The sequence below is a fragment of the Caldimonas brevitalea genome, assembly GCF_001017435.1.
Classification (GTDB): domain Bacteria; phylum Pseudomonadota; class Gammaproteobacteria; order Burkholderiales; family Burkholderiaceae_C; genus Caldimonas; species Caldimonas brevitalea.
On sequence record NZ_CP011371.1, the window covers coordinates 183,786 to 198,640 of the forward strand.

Consider the following 14,855-nt stretch of genomic DNA (forward strand, 5'->3'; position numbering starts at 1 on the left):
CATCGGCGACTCACTACCCGGCTCCCTCCACCCCGTCGCTCTCCATCCCCTTGAAGACTAGCCCCAGCGGCAACTCGAACCCGATGCTCTCCAGCACCAGCCGCCCGTGCTCCGTCATGTCGAAGTACATACAGCTGCCGTCAGCTTGAGGACGGAAGACTTCGGCGCGCCGCGTCTCGGGGTCGATGAGGACGTACTCACGCAGCGCACTCAGCTTGCGATAGATCGCGAACTTCTCGCTGCGGTCATACCGTTGCGTGGTGGGGGATAGCACTTCGACGATCAGCACCGGGGCCGTGAACACGATGTCGTCGGCGGTAAAGCGCTGGTCGCACGTCACGAAGACGTCGGGGTACAGGATGGCCTCGTCGCCCACTTGCACCTTCATGTTCTCGCTGAACACTTGGCAGGGGCTCTCGTCCAGATGGTTGCCGAGGTGACGCATGAGGTTGGCGATCACGCGCCCGCGGCCGCGGCGGCCTCCGACCATCGCGAATGTTTCGCCACGGAAGAACTCATGTCGGTCCGGCTGTTCGTTCTCCCACTCAAGAAACTCGGTGAGGGTGAGTGTATGAACGGGCACGCCCATCGTTCGTCCTTCACATGTGATGAGTCTGCCGGAGACGGCGGACGTAGTCGGCCACGTCGGCAATGTCGGTTCTGTCCTGCCACATCCCGAAGAGGGGATCGTCCGCAAAGTGGGACGGCGCAGCAGCTTTCGGCGGGGGCTCGACGGGCTGCTCGGGTTCGATGCGCACTGTGACGTGGGCGTCTGGCAGCTGGGTGAGTCTGTGTCGCCAAGCTTGAGGGAGTTCTTCAACCGGCACATGCTGGATCACGATCGTCGTATCCACTGGATTCCTCCTCTCCGCTGCCACGCTGCGGGAAATGCTTGTCTCGCTGGTCCGATTTTCCCTGTCAGGGAGAGCCAAAGTACCGGAGTGCAGCAAGGCGACACCCAATGCTACTGCGCTCAAGCACAGCCCGCTTAGACAGGCGGGGCCGGCTGGTCGACTCAGCGCTGCGCCTCCCGCGCCGCCAACAACTCCGCCCCTTCCAACGCCACCCGCTCCCACAGGTCCCTGAACGCCGCTTCGTTCAACTCGTCGCAATACGACAACGCAATCAGCGTCGCCGGGTGGACGTTCATCACACTCGCCAACTCTTCGATCTTGCCCAGGGTGGGGATCTTGAGGCCTCGTTCCATCGCGCTGAGGTACGTACGGCTGCTCACCGTGTCGAACTGCTCCTGCGACAAACCACGCAACACGCGCACCGCTCGCAAGGTGCGCGCGAACTTCGACTGCATAGGGGACTTGCTTCTTTCGGCCACGCCTCGATTGAGGCACGCAGAAACCTATAGGACTACAAACTTTAGGATTACAGCTTATAGGGCTACATCCTATAGGATTCGCGAGATTGGCGGCGGCAGGCGAACTCCACATGGCCCGGCCGGCGCCCAGCACTGAGACGAGAGGCCTCCATGCACGTTCTCTTCCTCGACTTCGACGGCTGCCTGCACCGCTGCGAACTCCTGAGTTCCCCTTTGCCCTCGGACCGCCCCGACAGCCCGGCCGACATCGCGTCAGACCTCGACGCGCTGCACCTCTTCGAATGGCTTTACGTGCTCGAAGACCTGCTGCACCCGCACGACGACGTTTACATCGTCGTCTACTCCCCGTGGCGCTACCTGTGCTCGCATCGTCAGATTGCCCAGTGCCTCGGCACGCTGCGGCCCCGCTATCTCGGCGTCACGCCTTGCGGCCAACGTTATGACTCGATACGTCGTTGGCTGCATGCCGAGCCCGAGGTCATCAGCTACCGCATCCTCGACCTTGCGGTGGCGGGAGACCTGGCCAAGCCACCGGCGCCGACCGTCATCGCCTGCGACCCGCAGCGTGGGGTGTCCTGTCATCGAGTGCAGGCACAGTTGCAAAGCTGGCTGCTCGGCGAGACCAAGGCGACGTCCGAGAGCCTCGATGCGTCAAGCGGCGGCGGCAATGCGGCGCTGCGTCGCAAAGGCCCGTTGCATCGGCGGCTGGAAGATGTGGGGGGATGAGGGGTGTCGGGAGCCGGGGAGACCGGCTGCGGGTTCAGCCCCACAGCAAAGAGACGGCTCGCCGGAGGCATGGCCACCGGCGAGCCACAAAGCGTCCCTGCCTAGGGGTGAGGGAGGGGGATAAGACGCAAGGACGCGGCGCGAGTGTAGCGGTCGTTTGAGCGCTTGCGGAAAGGTGTTTCAAAGCGACGCACTTCACACCAGGCAATGACTCAGGCTGGCGTAAGGCTGCGGGCGCAGGGCGTGTTCGCATCGCTGCAGGGGTTGCAAGCCCGGGATCTTGGATCACCGCTAGAAACGTACGCCGAGTTCGCGCGGTCCAGTGTTTGACCCTGCCAGCCAGGACGTCATCGCGCTCGACGCTGCGTTTCTGCATATGGCGCACAGCGAGCGAAGTAGGCGCTGAGCACGCGACCGCTTAGGACAGAAAAGGCGGCGCCTGGCGGTAGCAGAATGACGGCTGAGGTCCCGATCAAACTTTGACGTCGCGGCGGAACGGCGCCCTGCTGCGCGAACGCCGGCTGTCAGGCTTGTCGCGACTCCTTGCTTGCTGAGGACCGCAAAATTACCATGGGGATGAGTTTCGAGAAAGGACCCCTCATGCTGGAGCTCGACCGCATCACTCAACAGCCCGAGGTCATGGGAGGAAAGGCGTGCATTCGCGGAATGCGCGTCACGGTCAGTACGGTGGTAGGCCAGATTGGCGCCGGGTACACCGTAGACGAAGTGCTCGCTGACTACCCTTATCTCGAACGCGAGGACATCATGCAGGCCCTGCGCTATGCAGCCTGGCGCGCGGAGGAACGCGAAGTCCAACTCGCCGGCGGTACATGAAACTGCTGGTGGACATGAATCTGTCTCCGCGGTGGGTAGGCCTCCTGGCCAGCGAGGGCTTCGACGCCTTGCATTGGTCCACCGTCGGCGCCAAGAACGCTTCGGATTCCGCCATCATGGCCTACGCGCTGGCCAACGAGTTCGTCGTGCTGACGCACGATCTAGATTTCAGCGCGATCCTCGCCGCGAACAAAGGCCGCAAGCCAAGCGTCGTGCAAATCCGGGCGGTCGACGTGAACCCTGACGTTATCGGTCGTCAAGTCCTCGTAGCGCTGCACCAGATGGAAGCAGAACTGACCGAAGGCGCGTTGCTGACCGTCGACCCAAAGCGCACGAGGGTTCGGGTACTGCCTCTTCTGCGTAAGCAATAGGGCCATCGCGAAGCTGGGTTGGCGGTTGCGGCGCTGTCGATCTTGCAGGCTGATTGCCGGATTCCGCAGGGCTCTCGCGCCCGTTGCGCCTCGTTGCCTGCTTGTTCAACCGGTCCCGATTCAACGCCCCTGTTCGCGGCGTTTCTGGATTGCGCCCGCAGCAAATCGAAGTATTCGGCGTCAGCCGGGCCGCTGGGCGCAGAGGCCGCCCCTTCGAGCAGCAGCGCTCGCAGCAAGGCGCGACCCTTGTCGCGCCTTGCGAGGTCATCCGGCGCAGGACAGGTCGAGCTGTTCCAGTCTGAGTCCCTCTGCTCCACGCCAACGTCGTTCAGATGTTCAGCATCAGCGATGGGCAGGATAGGCATGAAGGTACGCCGTGTCGTGACCGAAGGAGGGCTTGCGGCAGGCCTGCGCGCAGCTGCTGTAGCCACGTCCCCGTTCACACCCTGACGGCTGCCCGTCCGGCACCCTACCATGGGAAACGACTTTCCGGTCCTGTTGCCTGCCGCAGTGCAACTTGTGCGTCGGCACCTCACCCAGCGAGACCGCGGCGTCATTTGTTGCCGGGCAGCTGTAGAGGAGGCCAGAGCGATCCCGTTCGTATCCGGCTGATCTGCAAGTATCGTGCTCGTGATACTTGGCGATACTTGGGAACGGCCGAGAGAAGCCCAAGCTTCGCGAACCCATCCGACGCCCCGCTACCCCCCTCACTCCTCCAACAACGGCCTCAAATACTTCCCCGTATAACTCCCCGCAAACGCCGCAATCTCCTCCGGCGTCCCCGTCACCACCACCGTCCCACCCCCGGCCCCACCCTCGGGCCCCATGTCGATCACCCAGTCGGCGGTCTTGATCACATCCAGGTTGTGCTCGATCACGACAATCGTGTTCCCCTGGTCCCGCAACTGGTGCAGCACCTGCAGCAGCAACTGGATGTCCGCAAAGTGCAAGCCGGTGGTCGGCTCATCCAGGATGTAGAGCGTGCGCCCCGTGTCCCGCTTGCTCAGCTCCAGCGCCAGCTTCACACGCTGCGCCTCGCCGCCTGACAAGGTGGTCGCGCTCTGCCCCAGGTGGATGTACCCCAAGCCCACATCCAGCAGCGTCTGCAGCTTCCGCGCAATCGACGGCACCGCGCTGAAGAACTCGCGCGCATCTTCCACCGTCATGTCGAGCACTTCGCTGATGTTGCGCCCCTTGTAGAGCACCTCCAGCGTCTCGCGGTTGTAGCGCTTGCCGTGGCACACGTCGCAGGGCACATACACGTCCGGCAGGAAGTGCATCTCCACTTTCAACACGCCGTCGCCCTGGCAGGCCTCGCAGCGCCCGCCCGCGACGTTGAAGCTGAAGCGGCCCGCGCCATACCCGCGCTCACGCGCGGTCGGTACCTCGGCAAACAGCTCGCGGATCGGCGTGAACAAGCCGGTGTAGGTGGCCGGGTTCGACCGCGGCGTGCGCCCGATCGGCGACTGGTCGACGTTGATGATCTTGTCGAAGGCGTCCAGCCCCTCGATGTCGTCGTGCGGCGCCGGCTCGGTGTGGCTCTGGTAGAGCTTGCGGGCCACCGCAGCATACAAGGTGTCGTTGACCAGCGTCGACTTGCCCGAGCCCGATACACCGGTGACGCAGGTGAACAAGCCCACCGGCATCTCGACCGTCACGCCCTTCAGGTTGTTGCCGCGCGCGTTGACGATGCGCAGCACCTTGGCGTCCTCGCCCACCGCGGCGCGGTGGCGCTGACGCGGCACGCCGATCTTGAGCTTGCGCGCCAAATACTGCCCGGTCAGCGACACGTCGCTCGCGGCCACCTCGTCCGGCGTGCCCTGCACCATCACCTGGCCGCCATGCACCCCGGCACCCGGCCCCATGTCGACCACATGGTCCGCCGCGCGGATCATGTCTTCGTCATGCTCCACCACCAGCACCGAATTGCCCAGATCGCGCAAATGCTTCAACGTGCCGATCAGGCGGTCGTTGTCGCGCTGGTGCAAGCCGATGCTCGGCTCGTCGAGCACGTACATCACGCCCGTGAGCCCCGAGCCAATCTGCGACGCCAGCCGGATGCGCTGCGCCTCACCGCCCGACAAGGTGTCGGCGCTGCGGTCGAGGCTCAGGTAGTCGAGGCCGACGTTGTTCAAAAAGCTCAGACGTGAACGAATCTCGCGCACCACCTTGTCGGCGATCTCGGCCTTGGCGCCCTTCAGTCGCAGCGTGTCGAAGATGCCCAGCGCTTCACGCAGCGTCGCATGCGAAATCTCGTAGATGGGCCGCGCCGAGCTGGTCGCCGCGTCCACCAGCTTCACATGCCGCGCCTCGCGCCGCAGCCGCGTGCCTTCGCACTCGGGGCAGGGCTTGGCGCTCTGGTAGCGCACCAGCTCTTCGCGCACCGCCACCGAGTCGGTCTCGCGAAAGCGGCGCTCGAAGTTGGGGATGATGCCCTCGAAGGGGTGCGTGCGCTTGACCGAGCGCTTGCGCCCGTTGGCACCCTCGGCCTGGTAGACGAACTCGATCTCTTCCTCGCCCGAGCCGCGCAGCAACACCTGCTGGGCCTGCGGTGGCAGCTCTTCCCAGGGCAGGTCGATGTTGAACTTGTAGTGCTTGGCCACACTCTCCAGCATCGAGAAGGTGTAGGCGTTGCGCCGGTCCCAGCCTTTGACGGCACCGCTGGCAATGCTCAACGACGGGAAGGCGACCACACGGTCAGGGTCGAACACCGTCACCTCGCCCAAACCGTCGCACGACGGGCAGGCGCCCACCGGCGAGTTGAACGAGAACAGCCGAGGCTCCAGCTCGGACAGCGAGTAGTTGCAGGCCGGGCAGGCGAACTTGCTCGAAAACAGATGCTCGTGGCCCGTGTCCATCTCCAGCGCAATCGCGCGTCCGTCGGCAATGCGCAGCGACGCCTCGAAGCTCTCGGCCAGCCGCTGTTTCAGGTCACCGCGCACCTTCACACGGTCCACCACGATGTCGATGTCGTGCTTCTCGGTCTTCTTGAGCTTGGGCACCTCCACCGCTTCGAAGATGGTGCCGTCGATGCGAAAGCGCACATACCCGCGCGCCTGCATGTCCTGGAACAGTTCCACATGCTCGCCCTTGCGGTCGCGCATCACCGGCGCCAGCACCATCAGCTTGGTGTCCTCGGGCAGCGCCAGCACCGCGTCGACCATCTGGCTCACGCTCTGGGCTTCCAGCGGCAGCTGGTGGACGGGGCAGAACGGTGTGCCGGCGCGGGCGTACAGCAAGCGCAGATAGTCGTGGATCTCGGTCACCGTGCCGACCGTCGAGCGTGGGTTGTGGCTGGTGGCCTTCTGCTCGATCGAGATCGCCGGCGACAGCCCTTCGATCACGTCGACGTCCGGCTTGTCCATCAGCTGCAGAAACTGCCGCGCGTAGGCCGACAGGCTCTCCACATAACGCCGCTGGCCCTCGGCGTACAAGGTGTCGAAGGCGAGCGACGACTTGCCCGAGCCCGACAGGCCGGTGATCACCACCAGCTGATGCCGCGGCAGGTCGAGGTCGATGTTCTTGAGGTTGTGCGTGCGCGCCCCGCGGATGCGGATCTGCGGCGCTTCGGGCCCTCGTGCAGGCGCTGCTGCTGGCGCCGGCGGCGCGACGCTGACGGACTCGGTCGTGGCGCGTGTCGCAGGGGCAGACGAGGCTGGCGCGCCGCCGGCGGACGGTGTGCCGACGACAGCGTCGGCGGCTGCCGCAGGGTCGGCCGGCGTGCCTTTGGCCTGGGCCGTTTCTTCAGCCTTCCGACGGCCGCCTGCCGCGGTCTTGCGTGTCACGGCTGCCGCCGAGGCGGCGCCGGCCGGGCTGGTGTTCCCCGCGTGCTGCGCCTTGGGGGAAGCCGGCGCGGTTCCCGCCGCGGCGGAAGTCGTTGGGCGCTTGCGGGGTGTCGGACGCTCGGACATGGCAATGGATCAATCAGCCGGAAGGAGGAAAGGACAACCCACCATCATAGTGGGCCAAGGTTTCGCCGCCGGGGCCGCGCCAGAAGACCCGCCCAACGCGCTTGCCGAGCCACGGCGGCGCGCCTTACGATGGCGCCATGTTCTTCCCACGTCTCGACCCTCTTCATCCTCCACGGCGCCGCGCGCGCCGTGCCGCGCTGGCCCTGGCGGTGCTGCTCGTCGGCTGCGGTGGCGGTGTCTGGGTCGGCGTCGGTGACGACGACTTCGACGACGAAGCGCCCGACGTCGAGCTGGTCGCCAGCCCCGACCCGGCCACCTCCGGCGGCCAGCTCGAGCTGCGCGCCGCGGCGAGCGACGACAGCGGTTTCGTCGAGTCGGTCGAGTTCTACCGCGTCGAGGGCGACGAGCTCGAGTCGCTGGGCCGCGATGACGAAGCGCCGTTCCGGCTGCAGGTGAGGGCACCGACGGTGTCGCGTTCCACCGTCGTCGAATACGTGGCGCGCGCCCAGGACGACGACGGCCACCGCAGCGACAGCCCGGTGCTGGCCATCACGGTCAATCCCTGAGGCGCTCCGGATTCAGCTCCGTCAGCAAGATCTGTTTCTGTCGGTGCGCCCGTGAACGCCAGCGTGATTCGGTCGCCGGCACCTCCACCAGCACCTCTTCGGCGCCTTCGGCCATGTCCTGGATGGCACCGAACAGGCTGCCCGAGCCGAGCACGAACAGTTTGCGGATGCGTGTTTCCGGGTCGCAGCCATGCTCGCGCAACTGCGCCTGCGCCCACAGCTCGCGCTCGCGTTCAGACATCGGCGTGTCGACCATCGCGGCCACCGGCTGGGTGATCAGCGACGGCTCGAGCCGGCCCGTGTCGAGGTCGAACAGGCTGAACAAGGTGTGTCCGTCTTGAAACCGGACGGCGGCGATGAAACAAGTCATGGGCTTACTGCTACGGCCCGATCCGCGGGCTCCTGCACTGTGACACGGCCCGGGCGAACCGGTTCCACCCCCTAAAAGGGGGAGTGAGCGCCCACCGAAGCTGCGGCCCTGTCGCGCCGGCGACACGTACTTCTGTTGCATACAGCAGGGAAATCCCCAGCGAATCGACGCAACAAAGTATCGAAACTGCCTCGCCGCGGTATCGGCCGCGGGAGGGGGCACGGCCTACCTTATGCAGGCGTCGGCAGGGCCTTTCAGGTCGCGCCGCACCGCCGGCGGTGACGGCCCAACGACACACACAAACAAGCAACGCAGGAGACCCACCCCATGAAGCAGCTGAACCTCTGCCTGGCCTTGGCCGTCGCGGCGGCCGCGACCACGACATCGGCCGGTGCTGCCACCGAGCTGGTGGTGGCCACCGTGAACAACGGCCACATGATCGAGATGCAGAAGTTGAGCCGCCACTTCGAGCAGGCCCACCCCGACATCAAGCTCAAGTGGGTGACCCTCGAAGAAGGTGTGCTGCGCCAGCGCGTGACGACCGACATCGCCACCAAGGGCGGCCAGTTCGACATCATGACCATCGGCATGTACGAGACGCCGATCTGGGGCAAGAAGGGCTGGCTCAAGGAGCTGAAGCCCGACGCGAGCTACGACCTCGACGACCTGCTGCCCGCCATCCGCGCCGGCCTGTCGGTCGACGGCAAGCTCTACGCCGCGCCTTTCTATGGCGAAAGCTCGATGACGATGTACCGCGCCGACCTGGTCAAGAAGGCCGGCGCCACCATGCCCGAGCAGCCCAGCTGGGAGCAGCTGCGCGACATCGCCGCCAAGGTGCACGACCCGAAGGCCGGCGTCTACGGCATGTGCTTGCGCGGCAAGCCGGGCTGGGGCGACAACATGGCCTTCCTGTCGACCATGGTCAACACTTTCGGCGGCCAATGGTTCGACATGCAGTGGAAGCCGCAGCTGACCAGCAAGCCCTGGAAGGACGCGGTCGGCTTTTATGTCGACGTGCTGAAGAAATACGGCCCGCCCGGCGCCTCGGCCAACAGCTTCAACGAGAACCTGGCCCTGTTCAACGAGGGCAAGTGCGGCATGTGGATCGACGCCACCATCGCCGCCTCGTTCGTCTCGGATGCCAAGCAGAGCAAGGTGGCCGACAAGGTGGCCTTCGCGCAGGCGCCCACCGCGGTCACGCCCAAGGGCGCCAACTGGCTGTGGGCCTGGGCGCTGGCGATACCGGCCAGCTCGCAAAAGGCCGAGGCGGCGCAGAAGTTCATCCACTGGGCCACGTCGAAAGACTATGTGAAGCTGGTCGGCAAGGAAGTGGGCTGGGCCAACGTGCCCACCGGCACCCGCAAGTCCACCTATGCCATGCCGGAGTTCCAGCAAGCGGCGAAGTTTGCGCAGGCCGAGCTGAAGGCCATCAGCACCGCCAACCCGACCGACAGCACCTTGCCCAAATCGCCTTATGTGGGCGTGCAGTTTGCAGCCATCCCCGAGTTCCAGGCGATCGGCGTGGCGGTGGGCCAGCAGATGAGCGCGGCCTTGTCGGGCCGGGTGTCGGTCGACCAGGCGCTGACCGCCTCGCAAACGGCGGCAGAGCGTGAAATGCGCCGGGCGGGCTACTACAAATGAGCGCACTCGCCACGGCCGACGCGGTGGCGGGCGAGGGCCACCGCCCGCTGCCGAGCCATCTGCCGGCCCAGGCGTCGCAGGCCCGGCGCCCTGCCGGCCACCGGCTGGTGCCGCGCTTGCTGCTGGCGCCGGCGGTCAGCACCTTGCTGCTGTGGATGATCGTGCCGCTGGCGATGACGCTGTACTTCTCCAGCGTCCGCTACAACCTGATGCAGCCCGGCGAGCACGCCTTCGTCGGGCTGGAGAACTTCGAGTACTTCGTCACCGACCCCGGCTTCGGGCCGGCGGTGGCCAACACCCTGCTGCTGCTCGGCTCGGTGATCGCCGCCACCGTGGTGCTGGGCATCGGCCTGGCGCTGCTGGTGCACGAGCCCTTCCCGGGCCGCGGCATCGTGCGCGTGTTGCTGATCTCGCCCTTCTTCGTGATGCCCACGGTCAATGCGCTGCTGTGGAAGCACATGATGATGAACCCGATCTACGGCGTGCTGGCACAGCTGTGGCGCTTCTTCGGTGCCACCCCGGTCGACTGGCTGACCGAACATCCGCTGTTCTCGGTCATCGTGATGATCAGCTGGCAGTGGCTGCCGTTCGCCTGTTTGATCTTCATCACCTCGCTGCAGTCGCTCGACCGCGAGCAGCTCGAGGCCGCGCGCATGGACGGTGCCAATGCGCTGCAGCGCTGCTGGTATCTGGTGCTGCCGCATCTGGCGCGGCCCGTCGCGGTGGTCGTGATGATCGAAATGATCTTCCTGATGAGCGTGTTCGCCGAGATCTACACCACCACCGGTGGCGGCCCCGGCCATGCCAGCACCAACGTCGCCTTCTTGATCTACACGCAAGCGCTGCTCAGCTTCGACGTCGGCGTGGCCTCGGCCGGCGCCTTGTTCGCGGTGCTGCTCGCCAATGTGGCGGCGGTGTTCCTGATCCGCCTGATCGGCAAGAACCTGGACCGGTGACGCGATGAGTGCCTACCGAACCAAACGACTGCCGCCGGCGCTGGTGGCCCGCACGCTGGGCGCCTGGGCCGCCGCGCTGGTGGTGTTCTTCCCGCTGCTGTGGCTGGGCCTGACGGCCTTCAAGACCGAGCTGCAAGCCATTGCGGTGCCGCCGCAGCTGGTGTTCGAGCCCACGCTGGAGAACTTCACCGAGGTGCAGGCGCGCAGCGACTACCTGAAGCACGCGGGCAACTCGGCCGTGACCAGCATCGTCTCGACCTTGCTGGGCCTGGCCATCGCCGCGCCCGCCGCCTACTCGATGGCCTTCTTCCGCACCCGCCGCACGCGCGACCTGCTGATGTGGATGCTGTCGACCAAGATGATGCCCGCCGTCGGCGCGCTGGTGCCGATCTATGTGCTGGCGCAAACCGCCGGCCTGCTCGACACGCTCAGCGGCCTGACCATCGTCTTCACGCTGTCCAACCTGCCGCTGTTGGTGTGGATGCTGTATTCGTGCTTCAAGGACATCCCGCCCGACATCCTGGAAGCCGCCCGGATGGACGGCGCCACCTTGTGGCGCGAGTTCCGCCATGTGGTGCTGCCGCTGTCGGCCGGCGGTTTCGCATCGTCCGGGCTGCTGTGCCTGGTGTTGGCCTGGAACGAAGCCTTCTGGTCGCTCAACCTCAGCTCGGCGCAGGCCGGCACGCTGGCCACGCTGATCGCGTCGTATTCGAGCCCCGAAGGGCTGTTCTGGGCCAAGTTGTCGGCCGCGTCGCTGCTGGCCATCGCGCCCATCGTCGTGTTCGGCTGGTTCAGCCAGAAGCAGCTGGTGCAGGGCCTCACGTTCGGCGCCGTCAAGTAGCGACCCACCAGGAGCCAACCCCCATGTCCTTTCTGCAACTGCGCGGTGTCGAGAAATGGTTCGGCGCGCAGCACGCCATCCGCGGCATCGACCTCGACATCGAGCCCGGCGAGTTCGTCGTCTTCGTCGGGCCGTCCGGCTGCGGCAAGTCGACCCTGCTGCGCCTGATCGCCGGGCTCGAAGGCATCGACGCCGGCAGCCTGCACCTGGACGGCCGCGACATCACCACGCTGCCGTCGGCCAAGCGTGACCTGGCGATGGTGTTCCAGTCGTACGCCCTCTATCCGCACATGACGGTGTTCGACAACATGTGCTTTGCCCTCAAGCTGGCCGGCGCCGACAAGGCCACGATGCGCCGCAAGGTCGAACGTGCCGCCGAGATCCTCAACCTCACGCATTTGCTGCAGCGCACGCCGCGCGAGCTGTCGGGCGGGCAGCGCCAGCGGGTGGCGATCGGGCGCGCCATCGTGCGCTCGCCCAAGGTGTTTCTGTTCGACGAGCCGCTGTCCAATCTCGATGCCGCCTTGCGCGGCCAGACCCGTGTCGAGATCGCCAAGCTGCACCGCGAACTGGGCGCCACCACCATCTACGTCACGCACGATCAGGTCGAGGCGATGACGCTGGCCGACCGTGTGGTGGTGCTGCGTGACGGCGCGATCGAGCAGGTCGGTGCGCCGCTCGCCTTGTACGACCGGCCCGCCAACCAGTTCGTCGCGCAGTTCATCGGCATGCCGCAGATGAATGTGCTGCCGGCGGCGGCGCTGTCGCAACTGCAGGTGATCGGTGGCGCGCAGGCGCCCAGCGACGGTTACGTGGGCATTCGGCCGGAGGCGGTGGCGGTGCGCTCGCGCGGTCAAGCGCCGATCGAGGCCCAGGTCGAGCTGGTCGAAGCGCTGGGGGCCGACACGCTGATCCACACGGCCGCTGCAGGCGGGCTGCAGTTCGTCGCACGTCAAAGCGAGCGGAGCCCGCTGCGGCCCGGCGATGCGGTCGCGGTGGCGCTCGACCCCGGCGCCCTGCACTTCTTCGACCGCGAGGGCCGCGCCTTGCGGGCCACCGCCTGACCCTGCACACCTGCTTCATGACCTTCACACCTGCTCAAGCGTCCCTGGAACCGGAGCCGCTGGTGATGCTGCACCTCGGCCTCGGCGCCTTCCACCGCGCCCACCAGGCGGACTACCTGCAAGACCTGGCCGATGCCGGCGACCGCCAGTGGATGCTGGCCGGCGGCAACCTGCGCGCCGACCCGACGGCCACGCTGGAGGCACTGCGCCAGCAGGGCGGCCGCTATACGCTGGAGACCGTCACGCCCGATGGCGAGCGGCGCTACCGCCAGCTCGACGTGATCCGCCAAGTGCTGCCCTACGAACCCTCGCTGGCCGGGCTGATCACGCTGGGTGCCCAGCTTCGCACCCGCATCGTGTCGTTCACCGTGACCGAGGCCGGCTACTATCTCGACCCCGCCGGTGGCCTGGACGAACAAGCGCCCGAACTCGCGTCCGACTTGCAAGGACTCACTCGCTGCACCATCTACGGTGCAGCGGCCGCCGTGCTGCAAGAGCGCATGCGCCGCGGCAGCGGGCCGGTCACACTGCTGAACTGCGACAACCTGCGTCACAACGGTGATCGGTTCCGGGCCGGGTTGATGGCCTTCCTCGAGCGCCGCGGCCAGCATGCGTTGCGCGACTGGGCCGAGGCCAACGTCTGCACTCCCAACAGCATGGTCGACCGCATCACACCCCGGCCGGGGCCCGAGGTGCGCGAGCGCGTGAGGGCCGCCACTGGCGTCGACGACGCCGCGGCGGTGATGGCCGAAGATTTCCGCCAGTGGGTCATCGAAGACCGGTTTTGCCACGGCCGCCCCGGTTGGAAGTGGGTGGGCGTGGAGATGGTCGACTCGGTGCGGCCCTACGAGGAGGCCAAGATCCGCATCCTCAACGCCACCCACAGTTGCATCGCCTGGGCCGGCACCTTGCTGGGCTATCGCTACATCCACGAGGGCACGCGCGACCCGCGGGTGCGCCAGCTGGCGCATGCCTACGTCACCGAAGACGTGCTGCCCTGCCTCGACCGACCCGGCCGCCGCAGCCCGCTCGACCTGGCCGCCTATCGCGACACCGTGCTCGACCGCTTCGGCAATGCGGCGTTGTGCGATACCCACCAGCGCGTGGCGATGGACGGGTATTCCAAGATCCCCGGATTCATCGCCCCCACGCTGCGCGAGCGACTGGCAGCGGGGCAGCCGGCGCACGCGGTGGCGCGGCTGCCGGCGCTGTTCCTCGCCTTTTTGCAGCTGTGGCACCGCGGCATGCTGCCGTGGGACTACCAAGACCAGGCGATGGACCCGGCGGCGGCCCACGCCGTCTGCAGCAGTGCCGACCCGGTGGCGGCCTTGTGTGGCGACCGCCAGCTGTGGGGCGACCTGGCGGGCCAACCCGCCCTGGTCGACGCGCTGCGCCAGGGCCTGCGCGACATCTCATTCATGACCGGAGCCTTGCTTGACTGACCCCTCGACCTTGAGACTGCAGCGCCACCACGCCCTGTTGACCGGCGCAGGCGGCGGCATCGGCCTGGCGGTGGCGGAGGCCTATTTGCGCGAAGGCGCGCGCTGCACGGTGGCCGACCTCGCGGAGACCCCGGGAGCCGCGGTGCTCGACCTGCTGGAGCGCCATCCACAGCAGCTGCACTACCGGCGCGCCGACGTGACCCGCCGCGATGACATCGAGCAGCTGCTGGTGGCGGCCGAGGCGCGCTTCGGCACCGTCACGCTGCTGTTCAACAATGCCGCCGTGTTCGACCTTGCGCCGCTGCTCGACTCGGACGAGGCGATGTACCAGCGCTTGTTCGACGTCAACGTCAAGGGCATGTTCTTCACGATGCAGACGATGCTGCGGCGGCTGGTGGCCGCGGGCTTGCCGGGCAGCGTGGTCAACCTGGCGTCCCAGGCCGGCCGGCGCGGCGAGGCGCTGGTCTCGCACTATTGCGCGACCAAGGCCGCGGTGATCAGCTACACGCAATCGGCAGCACTCGCGATGGCGCCCCACGGCATCCGCGTCAACGCGATCGCACCCGGCGTGGTGGACACGCCGATGTGGAGCCAGGTCGATGCCTTGTTCGCGCGTCACGAAGGCCTGCAGCCGGGCGAGAAGAAGGCCGCGGTGGGCCGCGCGGTGCCGTTGGGCCGCATGGGGCGCCCGGACGACATCGCCGGCGCCGCGGTTTTCCTTGCCAGCGACGAGGCCGCCTCCATCACCGCGCAGACGCTCAACGTCGATGGCGGTAATGTGATGAGTTGAGACAACAGCA

Annotated in this window: 15 protein-coding genes; 10 read left to right on the forward strand and 5 right to left on the reverse strand. The window is 66.7% G+C overall.

What is annotated here, in order from left to right:
* Positions 1 to 13: 13 nt before the first annotated feature.
* The 3 genes from AAW51_RS00780 to AAW51_RS00790 form a co-directional block, all read right to left on the reverse strand.
* Entirely contained in the window at positions 14 to 589 is a 576-nt protein-coding gene (locus AAW51_RS00780; RefSeq protein ID WP_047193097.1) for a Uma2 family endonuclease, read from the reverse strand.
* A 10-nt stretch (positions 590 to 599) separates the two neighbouring features.
* Positions 600 to 854, reverse strand: a complete 255-nt coding sequence (locus AAW51_RS00785; protein ID WP_047193098.1) for a hypothetical protein — start codon at positions 852 to 854, stop codon at positions 600 to 602.
* Positions 855 to 1,015: 161 nt separating this feature from the next.
* The gene (locus tag AAW51_RS00790; protein WP_047193099.1) at positions 1,016 to 1,309 is read right to left on the reverse strand and encodes a helix-turn-helix domain-containing protein; all 294 of its coding nucleotides are present in this window, start codon (positions 1,307 to 1,309) and stop codon (positions 1,016 to 1,018) included.
* Positions 1,310 to 1,483: 174 nt separating this feature from the next.
* Between AAW51_RS00790 and AAW51_RS00795 the strand changes: the two genes are divergently transcribed.
* From AAW51_RS00795 to AAW51_RS00805, 3 genes are all read left to right on the forward strand, one after another.
* The gene (locus AAW51_RS00795; protein ID WP_047193100.1) at positions 1,484 to 2,059 is read left to right on the forward strand and encodes an HAD domain-containing protein; all 576 of its coding nucleotides are present in this window, start codon (positions 1,484 to 1,486) and stop codon (positions 2,057 to 2,059) included.
* A 600-nt stretch (positions 2,060 to 2,659) separates the two neighbouring features.
* The gene (locus AAW51_RS00800; protein ID WP_047197233.1) at positions 2,660 to 2,893 is read left to right on the forward strand and encodes a DUF433 domain-containing protein; all 234 of its coding nucleotides are present in this window, start codon (positions 2,660 to 2,662) and stop codon (positions 2,891 to 2,893) included.
* The gene (locus tag AAW51_RS00805; RefSeq protein ID WP_047193101.1) at positions 2,890 to 3,264 is read left to right on the forward strand and encodes a DUF5615 family PIN-like protein; all 375 of its coding nucleotides are present in this window, start codon (positions 2,890 to 2,892) and stop codon (positions 3,262 to 3,264) included. The genes AAW51_RS00800 and AAW51_RS00805 overlap by 4 nt, the downstream gene beginning before the upstream one ends.
* A gap of 707 nt (positions 3,265 to 3,971) precedes the next feature.
* On the opposite strand, the gene uvrA is transcribed toward AAW51_RS00805, so the two are convergent.
* Complete coding sequence (gene uvrA / locus AAW51_RS00810) at positions 3,972 to 6,821, reverse strand: excinuclease ABC subunit UvrA (protein WP_047197234.1); 2,850 nt, start codon at positions 6,819 to 6,821, stop codon at positions 3,972 to 3,974.
* 491 nt (positions 6,822 to 7,312) lie between these two features.
* Between uvrA and AAW51_RS00815 the strand changes: the two genes are divergently transcribed.
* Positions 7,313 to 7,741 carry an Ig-like domain-containing protein gene (locus AAW51_RS00815; RefSeq protein ID WP_047193102.1) on the forward strand — a complete coding sequence of 143 codons (429 nt, stop codon included), beginning with the start codon at positions 7,313 to 7,315 and terminating at the stop codon, positions 7,739 to 7,741.
* Here AAW51_RS00815 and AAW51_RS00820 read toward each other — a convergent pair.
* Positions 7,731 to 8,111 carry a hypothetical protein gene (locus AAW51_RS00820; RefSeq protein WP_047193103.1) on the reverse strand — a complete coding sequence of 127 codons (381 nt, stop codon included), beginning with the start codon at positions 8,109 to 8,111 and terminating at the stop codon, positions 7,731 to 7,733. The genes AAW51_RS00815 and AAW51_RS00820 overlap by 11 nt on opposite strands.
* 327 nt (positions 8,112 to 8,438) lie before the next feature.
* Between AAW51_RS00820 and AAW51_RS00825 the strand changes: the two genes are divergently transcribed.
* From AAW51_RS00825 to AAW51_RS00850, 6 genes are all read left to right on the forward strand, one after another.
* A complete protein-coding gene (locus AAW51_RS00825) occupies positions 8,439 to 9,752 on the forward strand; it encodes an ABC transporter substrate-binding protein (protein ID WP_047193104.1) in 1,314 nt (437 codons plus the stop codon).
* 155 nt (positions 9,753 to 9,907) lie between these two features.
* Positions 9,908 to 10,708 (forward strand): carbohydrate ABC transporter permease, encoded by an 801-nt coding sequence (locus tag AAW51_RS00830; protein WP_047197235.1) that lies wholly within the window; start codon positions 9,908 to 9,910, stop codon positions 10,706 to 10,708.
* A 4-nt stretch (positions 10,709 to 10,712) separates the two neighbouring features.
* A complete protein-coding gene (locus tag AAW51_RS00835; protein WP_047193105.1) occupies positions 10,713 to 11,549 on the forward strand; it encodes a carbohydrate ABC transporter permease in 837 nt (278 codons plus the stop codon).
* 23 nt (positions 11,550 to 11,572) lie between these two features.
* Positions 11,573 to 12,613: an ABC transporter ATP-binding protein gene (locus AAW51_RS00840; RefSeq protein WP_047193106.1), complete on the forward strand. Its 1,041-nt coding sequence runs from the start codon at positions 11,573 to 11,575 to the stop codon at positions 12,611 to 12,613.
* Positions 12,614 to 12,678: 65 nt separating this feature from the next.
* Positions 12,679 to 14,055, forward strand: coding sequence for a D-arabinitol 4-dehydrogenase (gene dalD / locus AAW51_RS00845; protein WP_047193107.1), 1,377 nt, complete (start codon positions 12,679 to 12,681; stop codon positions 14,053 to 14,055).
* 10 nt (positions 14,056 to 14,065) lie between these two features.
* Positions 14,066 to 14,845, forward strand: coding sequence for an L-iditol 2-dehydrogenase (locus AAW51_RS00850; protein ID WP_238947865.1), 780 nt, complete (start codon positions 14,066 to 14,068; stop codon positions 14,843 to 14,845).
* The last annotated feature ends 10 nt before the right edge of the window (positions 14,846 to 14,855 follow it).

Coding starts and splice junctions, on each gene's coding strand:
- AAW51_RS00780 (WP_047193097.1), bottom strand. CDS start 589: ATGGGCGTGCCCGTTCATACACTCACCCTCACCGAGTTTCTTGAGTGG.
- AAW51_RS00790 (WP_047193099.1), bottom strand. CDS start 1,309: ATGCAGTCGAAGTTCGCGCGCACCTTGCGAGCGGTGCGCGTGTTGCGT.
- AAW51_RS00795 (WP_047193100.1), top strand. CDS start 1,484: ATGCACGTTCTCTTCCTCGACTTCGACGGCTGCCTGCACCGCTGCGAA.
- AAW51_RS00800 (WP_047197233.1), top strand. CDS start 2,660: ATGCTGGAGCTCGACCGCATCACTCAACAGCCCGAGGTCATGGGAGGA.
- AAW51_RS00805 (WP_047193101.1), top strand. CDS start 2,890: ATGAAACTGCTGGTGGACATGAATCTGTCTCCGCGGTGGGTAGGCCTC.
- AAW51_RS00815 (WP_047193102.1), top strand. CDS start 7,313: ATGTTCTTCCCACGTCTCGACCCTCTTCATCCTCCACGGCGCCGCGCG.
- AAW51_RS00820 (WP_047193103.1), bottom strand. CDS start 8,111: ATGACTTGTTTCATCGCCGCCGTCCGGTTTCAAGACGGACACACCTTG.
- AAW51_RS00825 (WP_047193104.1), top strand. CDS start 8,439: ATGAAGCAGCTGAACCTCTGCCTGGCCTTGGCCGTCGCGGCGGCCGCG.
- AAW51_RS00830 (WP_047197235.1), top strand. CDS start 9,908: ATGATCGTGCCGCTGGCGATGACGCTGTACTTCTCCAGCGTCCGCTAC.
- AAW51_RS00835 (WP_047193105.1), top strand. CDS start 10,713: ATGAGTGCCTACCGAACCAAACGACTGCCGCCGGCGCTGGTGGCCCGC.
- AAW51_RS00840 (WP_047193106.1), top strand. CDS start 11,573: ATGTCCTTTCTGCAACTGCGCGGTGTCGAGAAATGGTTCGGCGCGCAG.
- dalD (WP_047193107.1), top strand. CDS start 12,679: ATGCTGCACCTCGGCCTCGGCGCCTTCCACCGCGCCCACCAGGCGGAC.